An 11,526-nucleotide genomic window follows, 5' to 3' on the forward strand; every position below is an offset into this window, starting at 1 on the left:
GTGGAGCGGCCCCGGGGCGGCGGGGAAGACGGTCGCCGCCCCGGGGAGGTTCTCCTGCTCCCCGGGGCCTGAAGCCCGGGGGAGCTCGTGGGCTCCGGGGGCGTCAGGCCCCGGGGGCCTCCGTGGTCAGGTGCTCGGGCCGGACCGGGATCCGGTTGAGCGCCAGGCCGGTGGCGTTGCGGATGGCGGCCACGATCGACGGCGTCGCCGAGACGGTCGGGGCCTCGCCGACGCCGCGCAGCCCGTACGGGGCGTGCGGGTCGGGCAGTTCGAGGATCTCCACCGGGATCGGCGGGGTGTCGAGGATGGTGGGGATCAGGTAGTCGGTGAAGGAGGCGTTGCGCACCTTCCCGTCCCGCACGATGATCTCCTCCATCACGGCGAGGCCGAGCGCCTGGGTGCAGCCGCCCTGGATCTGGCCGACGACGGAGAGCGGGTTGAGCGCCTTGCCGACGTCCTGGACGGCGGTGAGCTCGACGACCTTGACCAGGCCCAGTTCGACGTCCACGTCGACCACCGCGCGGTTGGCGCAGAAGGTGTACTGGACGTGGCCGAAGCCCTGCCCGGTCTCCTTGTCGAAGGGGACGGTCGGGCGGTGGTGGTGTTCGCGGGTGAGGTCGATGGCCTCGTCGCCGAGCAGGTCGACCATGGGGACCAGCACGCCGGCGCTCTCCGAGACGACCTTCCCGGCGATCAGCGTGATGTCGCCGTGGGTCCAGCCGTAGCGGCGGCGGCCCTTCTCGATCAGCGCCCGCCTGACCGCCTCGGCGGCCAGCTTCACGGCGCCGCCGGTCATGTACGTCTGGCGCGAGGCGGAGGTCGAACCGGCCGAGCCGACCTCGGTGTTGGCCGGGTGGATGGTGACCAGTTCGACGCCCAGCTCGGTGCGGGCGATCTGGGCGTGCACGGTGACGCCGCCCTGGCCGACCTCCGCCATCGCGGTGTGGACCATGGCGACGGGCTCGCCGCCGATCACCTCCAGGCGCACCCGGGCGGTGGAGTAGTCGTCGAAGCCCTCGGAGAAGCCGACGTTCTTGATGCCGACCGAGTAGCCGACGCCGCGCACGATGCCCTCGCCGTGCGAGGTGTTGGACAGCGCCCCGGGGAGCTGGCGCACGTCCGGGTGCTCGGTGTCCAGCGGCGGCGGCAGCGGCATCTCCTTGGCGCGCCGCAGCAGTTCGGCGACCGGGGCGGGCGAGTCGATCTGCTGGCCGGTGGGCATGAAGTCGCCCTCCGACATGGCGTTGAGCTGCCTCAACTCGACCGGGTCCATGCCGAGTTCGGCGGCCAGCTTGTCCATCTGCGACTCGTAGCCGAACGCGGCCTGGACGGCGCCGAAGCCGCGCATGGCGCCGCAGGAGGGGTTGTTGCTGTAGAGCGCGATGGCGTGCATCCGCACGTTGGGGATCACGTAGGGGCCGTGCCCGAGCGAGGCCGCGTTGCCGACCACGGCGGGCGAGGCGGAGGCGTACGCGCCGCCGTCGAGCACGATCCGGCAGTCGGCGAAGACCAGTTTGCCGTCGCGGGTGGCGCCGTGCTCGTAGTGCATCCTGGCGGGGTGGCGGTGCACGTGGCCGAAGAAGGACTCGTCGCGGGCGTAGACGATCTTGACCGGCTTGCCGGTGTGCTGGGCCAGCAGGCAGGCGTGGATCTGCATCGACAGGTCCTCGCGGCCGCCGAAGGCGCCGCCGACGCCGGCCAGGGTGAGCCGGACCTTCTCCTCGGGCAGGTCGAGCACCGGGGCCATCTGCTGGCGGTCGACGTGCAGCCACTGGGTGGCGATGTAGAGGTCGATGCCGCCGTCCTCGGCGGGCACCGCGAGGCCGGACTCGGGGCCGAGGAAGGCCTGGTCCTGCATGCCGACCTCGTAGTCGCCGCTGACGATGACGTCCGCGAGCGCGCGGACCTCGTCGGTGACACCGAGGCCGGAGACCAGCCGCTGCTCGTGGCAGATGTTGCCGTACCCGTGCGACTTGTACTCGTGCGGCTCGTGCACGTAGCCGTGGGTGGCGGGGTCGAGGCACTGCTCCTCGGTGACGATCGGGGTGAGCACCTCGTACTCGACCTTGATCCTCTTCACCGCGCGGCGGGCGGTCTCCGGGTGGTCGGCCGCGACCAGGGCGATCGCCTCGCCGTGGTAGCGGACCTTGTCGATGGCCAGGGCCGGCTGGTCCTGGATCTCCAGCCCGTAGTACTTCGCGCCGGGGATGTCCTGGTGGGTGAGGACGGCGTAGACGCCGGGCACCTTGAGCGCCTCGGAGATGTCCACCGACAGGATGGTGGCGCGCGGGTGCGGCGAGCGCAGCGCCATGCCCCAGAGCATGTCCTCGTGCCACATGTCGGAGGAGTACGCGAACTCGCCCTTGACCTTGAGGTGGCCGTCCGGGCGCAGCGGCGAGCCGCCGATGCCGTCCTTGCTGGCCTGCCGGATGTCCTGGAGGTTCTTCTGGCCCTGGATGGTGCGGGTGGTCATTGCGAAACGGCCTTTCCGGCGCACGTGCGGGCGGACGCCAGCCGCACCGCGTCCATGATCTTCTCGTAGCCGGTGCAGCGGCAGAGGTTGCCCGACAGCGCCTCGCGGATGTCGTTGTCGCTCGGCTGGGCGTCCCGCTCCAGCAGCGCGTCGGTCTGCACCAGCAGGCCGGGGGTGCAGAAGCCGCACTGGACGGCGCCGGCATCGACGAACGCCTGCTGGACGAGGCCCAGTTCGCCGTTCTCCCCGGTCAGGCCCTCGACCGTGCGCACCTCGCGGTCCTGCACCTGGCCGGCCGCGACCAGACAGCTGCAGACCGGCACGCCGTCCAGGTAGACCGTGCAGGAGCCGCACTCGCCCTGCTCGCAGGCGTTCTTCGAGCCCGGCAGGCCGACCCGCTCGCGCAGCACGTACAGGAGGCTCTCGCCCTCCCAGACGTCGTCCGCCTCGACCGGCTTGCCGTTGGCGGTGAAAGTCACCCTCATGCCGCGCTCCTGATCTGCTTGCTGTAGTCGTTCCAGGTCCAGGTGAGGGTGCGGCGGGCCATCACGGCCAGCGCGTGCCGGCGGTAGTCGGCGGTGCCCCGGACGTCGTCGATCGGCGAGGCGGCGGCCTTGACCAGCTCGCCGAAGCGCTGGACCACCTCGGCGCCCAGCAGGTCGCCGGACTCCCAGAGGCCGCGCTCGGCGAGCACGCCCGCCAGGTACTCCTCGGCCTCGACGGCGCGGCGCGGCGTGGGGGCGGCCGAGCCGATGCCGGTGCCGACGGTGCCGTTCTTCGGGTGGAGGGCGAAGCCGAAGGCGCAGACCGCGATCACCATGGCGTTGCGGGTGCCGATCTTCGAGAACTGCTGCGGGCCGTCCGCCACCGGGATGTGCACGGCCCGGATCAGCTCGTCGGCCTCCAGGCTGTTGCGCTTCACGCCGACGTAGAAGTCGTCGATCGGGATCAGCCGGGTGCCGCGCACGGAGGCGGCCTCGACCAGGACGTCCCGGCCGGCCGCCAGCAGCGCCGGGTGGGAGTCGCCGGCCGGGGAGGCCGCGCCGAGGTTGCCGCCGACGCCGCCGCGGTTGCGGATCTGCGGGGAGCCGACGGTGTGGGCCGCCAGCGCCAGCCCGGGCAGCGGCCCGGACAGCTCGTCGATGATCCGGGAGTAGGGGACGGAGGCGCCGAGCCTGACGACGCCGTCGTCGTTCGACCACTGGGTGAGCTCGGTGATGCGGTTCAGATCGAGAATCGCGGATGGCCGGTGCACGTCGAAGTTCAGCTCGACCATGACGTCCGTACCGCCCGCGATGGGCAGCGCGGTCGGGTACTCGGCCTTCGCCGCGAGTGCCTCGTCCCAGGTAGCGGGCCGAAGGAACTCCATGCGGGTGTCTCCTCAAGTCGTCGCCTGCCGGGCGGGTGGGCACACTGCCCGGAACTCGGTGTTCGGACCTCTCAACCAACCGCTTCGTCGCCTCCGCGTCGGGCCCCGGTCACCGGGCTGCGTCCGGCGGCGTGTCGCCCAGTGAACCGCCGGGACGGGGCCCACAGGCAGTCACCGATGGCATGAAGCCCCGGCTGTGCTCCCGCCCGGCATCCTGTACGTTCCTCTAAGGAGAGGAATGCGCAGCCCAGGTGTTCACCAGGTGCCACCTACGACCGTAATCCGGCCGTGATTCGCAAGCGACGGGCCCGTGATCCGGTCGCCCGCCCGGACGTGACGACAAGTACGGATGTTCGGGCACACTGTGACCCCCGACCGAACGCTCGGGCCTCCCCCGTTCGGCCCACCCCTCAGCCCCATCCCACCCTCAGCCCCCGTTAGGAGTCCGCGGATGCGTGTCCGTGACCTGCTCGCCCCCGGCGCCCCGCGACTGCGCCTGCTCGCGGCCGAGGACGAGCTGGACCGGCAGGTCAGCGGCGTCATGACCACGGACCTGCACGACCCCGGCCGCTACCTGCACGGCGGCGAGCTGGTGCTCACCGGCATGCTGTGGCGCACCGCCCCGGCCGACTCCGAGCGGTTCGTGCGGACCATCGTGGCCGGCGGCGCGGTCGCCCTGGCGGCCGGCGAGGCCGAGGTCGGCCCGGTGCCCGAGGACCTGGTGGAGGCCTGCCGGCGGCACCGGATGCCGCTGCTGGCCGTCCCCGACGACATCGCCTTCGGCACCGTCACCGAGTTCATCGGCCGCCAGGTCTCCGCCGACCGCGCCGCCGACCTCGCCGCCCTCGTCGACCGGCACCGCCTGCTGGTCTCGGCGGCCGGCGGCGGCGGCCTGGACGCGGTGCTGGACCTGCTCGGCGGCGACCTCGACCTCGACTGCTGGGTGCTCACCCCCACCGGTGCGGTGATCGCCGGCCCCGCCGACCGCCTCCCGGCCGAGGACCGCGACCAGCTGGTCCGCGCCCACCTCGGCGCCCAGCGCCAGCGCCGCCGCCCCCCGCACCGGGCCCGCCTGGCCGGCGGCTCCTACTCGCTGCTGCCCGCCCCGGCCTCGGCCGACCACCAGGCGCCGCTGGCCGACTGGGTGCTCGCGGTGGCCGGCGACGTCACCGAGTGGACCACCAAGCGCCAGCAGCTCGCCGAGAACCTGGCCCGGCTGGTCGCCGCCGAGCGCCACCGCCGCGACGAGGGCCGCCGGCTGCGCCGCCGCCTCGCCGACGAGGTGCTGGCCCTGCTCCAGCGCGACGCCGACCCGGCCGAGATCAGCCGCACCCTGTACGCCTCCTCGGCGATGGCCGCCCGCTACGAGAGCGTCGATCCCAAACCCCAGGCCCAGGACGGGGCCTGGCTGGTGCTCAGCGCCGAGGGCACCGGCCTGCCCGAGGGCGTGGTGCGCGCCGTCCTGGAGGAGGCGCTGGGCGGCACCACCGACCGCGCGCTGGTCGCCGGGGCCGGCTCCGGCGCCGTCGTGGTGCTGCCCGCCCTGGACGGCCCGGTGCCCGCCGAGACCCTGCGCGACCTGCTCGCCCCGCTGGAGGCGGGCCTCGGCTCCGAGGGCCGGATCACCCTCGGCGTCTCCGCCCCCGCCTCCGAGGCCGGCGGCCTGCGCGGCGCCCTGGAGGAGGCCCGGCACGCCCGCCGGATCGCCGCCGCCCGGGTCGGCCGGGTCTGCGTGGCGGGCCCCGAGGAGCTGGCCTCGCACGTGCTGCTGCTGGCGGCCGTCCCGGACGAGGTCCGCCGCGCCTTCCGCAGCCGGCTGCTGGACAAGGTGATCGCGTACGACATCGAGCACCAGGCGGACCTGGTCCGCACCCTGGAGGCGTTCCTGCGCTCGGACGGCTCCTGGACGCGCTGCGCCGCGCAGCTGCACGTCCACGTCAACACCCTGCGCTACCGGATCGGCCGGATCGAGGAGCTGACCGGCCGTGACCTCTCCCGGTTGGAGGACCGGGTGGACTTCTACCTGGCGCTCGAACTGGCCTGACGGCCGGTCCCGAGAGCCGTGCCCCATGCAGGAGGGCCCGCCGCGAGCACTCGCGGCGGGCCCTCCTGCATGATCGTTACTGCTTGGGACTACTGGGCGGGACTACTGCGGCGGGATGACCGAGGTCATCCACTCGAAGATGCTCGGCACCATGGTCTTCCACAGCTCGGTGGTGTGCGGGCCGTTGCTCTCCTGGACCTGGACCTTGGTCGGCTCCTTGGCCGCCGCCGCGATCGCCTGGCCGTCCTCCAGGCCGTCGCCCTTCTTGCCGCTGATGTAGAGGCTGACCTTCGGCGGCTGCTGGGCGCTCTTGAGGATGTTGACCGGGTTGTTGGCCTCGCGCAGCTTCGGGTCCTTGCCGACCAGGGAGTCGCTCTCGGACGCCGGGTCGTTGTAGCCGGACATCGAGATCGCGGCCCGGTACCGGTTGGGGTGCGCCAGGGACAGCTTGGCCGCGCAGTGGGCGCCGGCCGAGTAGCCGGCGATGCCCCAGCGGTCCGGGGACGGGTCGGCGCGGAAGTTGTCCATGATCATCTGCGGGACGTCCCGGGTGAGCCAGGCGTCGGCGTTGATCTTGCCGGGGATGTCGGTGCAGCCGGCGTCCTGGTGGTTGCCGAGGAGCAGGGTGCGCGGCGAGACCAGGATGAACGGGGAGACCTTGCCCTGCTGCATCAGCGGCTTGAGCTGCTCGGAGACCTTGAGGGTGCCGTACCAGGTGGAGGAGGAGCCCGGGTAGCCCGGGATCAGCTCGACCACCGGGAACTTCTTGTCCTTGAACGCCGGGTCGTTGTACTGCGGCGGCAGCCAGACCAGCACCTCGCCGTCGACCCCGGACACCTGGCCCTTGAGCTCGGTCTTCTGGACGTCGCCGGGCACCGCCGGGTCGCCCACGCCGGCGAACTTCTGGAGCGCCTTCGGCGGCTGCTTGGCCGCGTCGCCGCCGCCCTGGCCGGCGCCGTCCTTGCCCGCGGCGCCCTGGTCGGCGGGCGCCACCTGCGGCACGGCCCGGACGTGGTCACCGGTGCCGAGCAGGTCGTCCCAGTTGCCGTAGATCAGGTTGGCGTTGTTGACCATCACGAAGACCATCAGCACGGCCGTGATCTGGCAGAACATGATCATGACGAGCCTGGACAGGATCCGCACCGGGTTCGGTCCGCGGACCTTGCCCCAGTACAGGAGCGCCACCGCGATGGACACCGGCACCAGGATGACGGTGAGGATGAAGAATGGCGTACCTGTCAGTTGCATCAAGTTCTCGTATCCGGGTTGCTGGCCGCCCGAGCCCCACTCGCCCGAACGCACTCCAATGGCATTGGACGGCGCGGAACCGATGATCGGTTGCCATCCGAATCTGTGCGGAACCTGAGAGGAACATCACGTTTCCTGTGATGTTCCTGCTTCGGGTCGGCGCTAAGTCTGCCACCCGGACGGCGGTCGTCCGGACGAGATGTCCAGCGAACTTCCAGGAAGGTCCCCCGGGGCACCTTACCTCCCGCGTCGCGGGCGCCGCCGGGCGAGGCGGTGTCATCCACGTGCCGCCCGGCCAGAGAGACTATGGGGATGAGCACAACCCGCTTTCGCCCGTCCCGCCGTTTCTGGCCCGTCTGCGCCCTCCTGGCACTCGCGGTCACCACGGCCGGTTGCAGCAGTACCGGAGGCCTCCGCGCCGAGGAGGCCCGCGCCAAGGCGTCGGCCGCCGGCGGCAGCGCCGTCACCACCCCGCGCTGGAAGGTCGCCATGGTGACCCACGCCGGTGCCGGCGACGCCTTCTGGGACAGCGTGCGCAAGGGTGCCGAGCAGGCCGCCGCCAAGGACAACATCACCTTCCTGTACTCCAACGACGCGCAGACCCAGAACCAGGTCCAGCTCGTCCAGGCCGCCATCGACCAGAAGGTCGACGGCCTGCTGGTCACCCTCGCCAAGGGCGACGCCATGGCCGACGTCCTCGGCAAGGCCAAGGCCGCCGGCATCCCCGTGATCACCGTGAACTCCGGACAGGAGTACTCCGCCAGGTTCGGCGCGCTCACCCACATCGGCCAGGACGAGTCCACCGCCGGCCAGGCGGCCGGCACCGAGTTGGCCGGCCGCGGCCGCAAGAACGTGCTCTGCGTCATCCACGAGCAGGGCAACATCGGCCAGGAGCAGCGCTGCTCCGGCGCCCAGTCCAAGGCCGGCGGCGCCTTCCAGGTGCTGTACGTGGACGGCGTGAACATGCCCGACGCCCGCGCCGCGATCTCCGCCAAGCTCCAGGCCGACCCGTCCATCGACACCGTGCTCACCCTCTCCGGCCCGATGGCCGCCACCGGCCTCCAGGCCGTCCAGGACGTCCACCGCGCCGTCGAGCTCGACACCTTCGACCTGGGGCCGCAGGTGGTGGCCGGCCTCAAGTCCGGCTCCGTCGGCTTCGCCGTCGACCAGCAGCCCTACCTCCAGGGCTACGAGGGCGTCGACCTGCTCTGGCTGTACAAGTCCAACCTGGACATGCTCGGCGGCGGCAAGCCCGTCGCGACCGGCCCGCAGATCCTGACCAAGGACGACGCCGACGCGCTCGCCGAGTACGTCGCGAGGGGGACCAGGTGAGCACCACCGACGTCCTCGCCCAGGACCGCCCGGCCGCGCTGCGCCGCCTCCTCGCCCGCCCCGAGCTCGGCTCGCTGATCGCCGCCGTCGCGGTGTTCACCGTCTTCGCGGTGGCTGCCGAACCCTTCCTGCGGGTCTCCTCGCTGGGCACCGTGCTCTACGCGGCGTCCACCATCGGGATCATGGCCGTCCCGGTCTCGCTGCTGATGATCGGCGGCGAGTTCGACCTGTCGGCGGGCGTGCTGGTCACCACCGCCGCGCTGACCTCCTCGATGGTCTCCTACCAGTTCACCGCGGTGACCTGGGTCGGCACGCTGGTCTCGCTCGCCGTCACCCTGGCCGTCGGCGCCTTCAACGGCTGGATGCTCGGCCGCACCCGGCTGCCCAGCTTCATCGTCACCCTCGGCACCTTCCTGATGCTGACCGGTGCCAACCTGGGGGTCACCAAGCTGGTCTCCGGCACCGTCTCGACCAAGCCGATCTCCGACATGGAGGGCTTCGCCTCCTGCCGCTGGCTGTTCGCCTCCGAGGTCACCGTCGGCGGGCTGACGATCAAGGCCACCGTCTGGTGGTGGCTCGGCCTGCTCGCGGTCGGCAGCTGGGTGCTGCTGCGCACCCGCTTCGGCAACTGGATCTTCGCCGTCGGCGGCGACGCGGACGCCGCCCGCGCGGTCGGCGTGCCGGTCGCCCGCACCAAGACCCTGCTCTACCTCGGTGTCGGCTTCGGCGCCTGGGTGCTCGGCCAGCACCTGCTGTTCTCCTTCGACACCGTGCAGTCCGGCGAGGGTGTCGGCAACGAGCTGATCTACATCGTCGCGGCCGTCATCGGCGGCTGCCTGATCACCGGCGGCTACGGCTCCGTGGTCGGCTCCGCGCTCGGCGCGCTGATCTTCGGCATGGCCAGCAAGGGGATCATCTACGCCCAGTGGAACCCGGACTGGTTCAAGTTCTTCCTCGGCGCGATGCTGCTGCTCGCCGCCCTGCTGAACGCGTACGTCAAGCGCCAGGCCGAACGGGGGCCCCGATGAAGACCGAACTGCTCGCCCTGGAGGGCGTCGGCAAGAGCTACGGCACCGTCCGCGCCCTCCAGGACGTCTCGCTCACCCTGCACGCCGGCGAGATCAGCTGCGTGCTCGGCGACAACGGCGCCGGCAAGTCCACCCTGATCAAGATCATCTCCGGGCTGCACCAGCACGACGAGGGCACCTACACCGTCGGCGGCGAGGAGGTCCGGCTCGACTCCCCGCGCCAGGCCCTGGACCGCGGCATCGCCACCGTCTACCAGGACCTCGCCGTCGTCCCGCTGATGCCGGTCTGGCGCAACTTCTTCCTCGGCTCCGAGCAGGGCCACCGCCGCTGGGGCGGCCTGCGTCTGGACGCCGAGGCGATGCGCGCCACCACCCGCGAGGCGCTCGCCCGGATGGGCATCGACCTGCACGACGTGGACCGCCCGATCGGCACTCTCTCCGGCGGCCAGCGCCAGTGCGTGGCGATCGCCCGTGCCGTGCACTTCGGCGCCAAGGTGCTCATCCTGGACGAGCCGACCGCGGCGCTCGGCGTCAAGCAGTCCGGAGTGGTGCTCAAGTACGTCACCGCCGCCCGCGACGCCGGGCTCGGGGTCGTCCTGATCACCCACAACCCGCACCACGCGTACCTGGTCGGCGACCACTTCACCCTGCTCAAGCGGGGCCGGATGGCCGGCAGCCACCCGCGCGCCGAGATCGGCCTCGAACAGCTCACCACCGAGATGGCCGGCGGCTCCGACCTCGCCGAACTCTCGCACGAGCTGGCCCGGCCCACCGAACCCCTGCCCCGCACCGAACCGCAGCCCCGCACCGAACCGCAGCCCCGCACCGAACCTCAGCCCCGTACTGACCCCGAGCCCCGTGAGGAGCGTCCGTAGCCGTGACCAGCCCCCAAGGCAGCACCCGGCCGGCCGTCCTGCCCACCCTGCTCGGCCTCGGCCCCCGCGCCGAGCGCCGCCGCCGCGCCCTGCCCGCCGGGATACTGCGGCTGCCCACCATCGGCGTCGACATCGGCGGCACCAAGGTGGTCGCCGGAGTGGTGGACGGCGAGGGCAAGGTGCTGGAGAAGCTGCGCACCGACACCCCCGACAAGAGCAAGAGCGCCAAGGTCGTCGAGAACGTCATCGTCGACCTGGTGCTGGAGCTCGCCGACCGGCACGACGTCCACGCCGTCGGCATCGGCGCGGCCGGCTGGGTCGACGCCGACCGCTCCACGGTGCTGTTCGCCCCGCACCTGAACTGGCGGGGCGAGCCGCTCCAGCAGGCGCTCAGCGAGCGGCTGCGCTTCCCGGTGATCGTCGAGAACGACGCCAACGCCGCCGCCTGGGCCGAATGGCGCTTCGGCGCCGGGCGCGGCGAGGACCACATGGTGATGCTCACCCTGGGCACCGGCATCGGCGGCGCCGTCGTCCGCGACGGCTACGTCGACCGCGGCAAGTACGGCCTGGCGGGCGAGTTCGGCCACATGCAGGTGCTGCCCGGCGGCCACCGCTGCCCGTGCGGCAACCGCGGCTGCTGGGAGCAGTACTCCTCCGGCAACGCGCTGGTGCGCGACGCCCGCGAACTCGTCGCCGAGGAGTCCCCGGTGGTGGAGCCGCTGCTCGCCCGGGCCGGCGGCACCGTCGAGGGCATCACCGGACCGCTGGTCACCGAGGCCGCCCGGGCCGGCGACCCGACCGCCACCGAACTGCTCTACGAGGTCGGCACCTGGCTCGGCGTCGGCATCGCCAACCTGGCCGCCGCGCTCGACCCGGGCCGCTTCGTCATCGGCGGCGGCGTTTCCGAGGCCGGCGACCTGCTGCTCGGCCCGGCCCGGGACACCTTCCGCCGCACCCTCACCGGGCGCGGCTTCCGGCCCGAGGCCAGCATCGTGCACGCCGCACTCGGCAACGAGGCCGGCCTGGTCGGCGCCGCCGACCTCGCCCGGCAGGTCGCCCGCCGGTTCCGCACCATCAAGCGGCGCCGGGTCGAGCGCAGCGGCGTCTGAAGTCCTTCCGCCTGATTCGGTTCCGTCAACTACCGGTTGGTAGCGGTG

At 72.3% G+C, this 11,526-nt stretch carries 9 protein-coding genes; 5 read left to right on the forward strand and 4 right to left on the reverse strand.

All coding sequences use genetic code 11. From position 1 onward, the window contains the following. Positions 1–103 precede the first annotated feature (103 nt). From pucD to OG556_RS27810, 3 genes are read right to left on the reverse strand one after another with little or no spacing between them, the layout of a single operon-like run. Positions 104–2,473 (reverse strand): xanthine dehydrogenase subunit D, encoded by a 2,370-nt coding sequence (gene pucD / locus OG556_RS27800; RefSeq protein WP_371520759.1) that lies wholly within the window; start codon positions 2,471–2,473, stop codon positions 104–106. Beyond that, positions 2,470–2,958 (reverse strand): (2Fe-2S)-binding protein, encoded by a 489-nt coding sequence (locus tag OG556_RS27805; RefSeq protein WP_371520762.1) that lies wholly within the window; start codon positions 2,956–2,958, stop codon positions 2,470–2,472. The genes pucD and OG556_RS27805 overlap by 4 nt, the downstream gene beginning before the upstream one ends. Further along, the gene (locus tag OG556_RS27810) at positions 2,955–3,842 is read right to left on the reverse strand and encodes a xanthine dehydrogenase family protein subunit M (protein WP_371520765.1); all 888 of its coding nucleotides are present in this window, start codon (positions 3,840–3,842) and stop codon (positions 2,955–2,957) included. Before OG556_RS27810 ends, OG556_RS27805 begins: the two co-directional genes overlap by 4 nt. Positions 3,843–4,293: 451 nt before the next feature. On the opposite strand from OG556_RS27810, the gene OG556_RS27815 reads away from it, so the two are divergent. Continuing rightward, a complete protein-coding gene (locus tag OG556_RS27815) occupies positions 4,294–5,886 on the forward strand; it encodes a PucR family transcriptional regulator (RefSeq protein WP_371520769.1) in 1,593 nt (530 codons plus the stop codon). A gap of 102 nt (positions 5,887–5,988) precedes the next feature. Here OG556_RS27815 and OG556_RS27820 read toward each other — a convergent pair whose 3' ends face one another. After that, positions 5,989–7,134: an alpha/beta hydrolase gene (locus tag OG556_RS27820; RefSeq protein ID WP_371520772.1), complete on the reverse strand. Its 1,146-nt coding sequence runs from the start codon at positions 7,132–7,134 to the stop codon at positions 5,989–5,991. A gap of 312 nt (positions 7,135–7,446) precedes the next feature. On the opposite strand from OG556_RS27820, the gene OG556_RS27825 reads away from it, so the two are divergent. From OG556_RS27825 to OG556_RS27840, 4 genes are read left to right on the forward strand one after another with little or no spacing between them, the layout of a single operon-like run. Beyond that, positions 7,447–8,466, forward strand: coding sequence for a sugar ABC transporter substrate-binding protein (locus tag OG556_RS27825; protein WP_371520774.1), 1,020 nt, complete (start codon positions 7,447–7,449; stop codon positions 8,464–8,466). Continuing rightward, positions 8,463–9,494: an ABC transporter permease gene (locus OG556_RS27830; protein WP_363616784.1), complete on the forward strand. Its 1,032-nt coding sequence runs from the start codon at positions 8,463–8,465 to the stop codon at positions 9,492–9,494. The genes OG556_RS27825 and OG556_RS27830 overlap by 4 nt, the downstream gene beginning before the upstream one ends. Next, positions 9,491–10,369 (forward strand): ATP-binding cassette domain-containing protein, encoded by an 879-nt coding sequence (locus OG556_RS27835; RefSeq protein WP_371520777.1) that lies wholly within the window; start codon positions 9,491–9,493, stop codon positions 10,367–10,369. The genes OG556_RS27830 and OG556_RS27835 overlap by 4 nt, the downstream gene beginning before the upstream one ends. A 2-nt stretch (positions 10,370–10,371) precedes the next feature. Then, positions 10,372–11,478 (forward strand): ROK family glucokinase, encoded by a 1,107-nt coding sequence (locus tag OG556_RS27840; RefSeq protein WP_371520780.1) that lies wholly within the window; start codon positions 10,372–10,374, stop codon positions 11,476–11,478. Positions 11,479–11,526: the final 48 nt, after the last annotated feature.

This window comes from Kitasatospora sp. NBC_01300 (assembly GCF_041435235.1).
Classification (GTDB): domain Bacteria; phylum Actinomycetota; class Actinomycetes; order Streptomycetales; family Streptomycetaceae; genus Kitasatospora.

Coding starts and splice junctions, on each gene's coding strand:
- pucD (WP_371520759.1), bottom strand. CDS start 2,473: ATGACCACCCGCACCATCCAGGGCCAGAAGAACCTCCAGGACATCCGG.
- OG556_RS27805 (WP_371520762.1), bottom strand. CDS start 2,958: ATGAGGGTGACTTTCACCGCCAACGGCAAGCCGGTCGAGGCGGACGAC.
- OG556_RS27810 (WP_371520765.1), bottom strand. CDS start 3,842: ATGGAGTTCCTTCGGCCCGCTACCTGGGACGAGGCACTCGCGGCGAAG.
- OG556_RS27815 (WP_371520769.1), top strand. CDS start 4,294: ATGCGTGTCCGTGACCTGCTCGCCCCCGGCGCCCCGCGACTGCGCCTG.
- OG556_RS27820 (WP_371520772.1), bottom strand. CDS start 7,134: ATGCAACTGACAGGTACGCCATTCTTCATCCTCACCGTCATCCTGGTG.
- OG556_RS27825 (WP_371520774.1), top strand. CDS start 7,447: ATGAGCACAACCCGCTTTCGCCCGTCCCGCCGTTTCTGGCCCGTCTGC.
- OG556_RS27835 (WP_371520777.1), top strand. CDS start 9,491: ATGAAGACCGAACTGCTCGCCCTGGAGGGCGTCGGCAAGAGCTACGGC.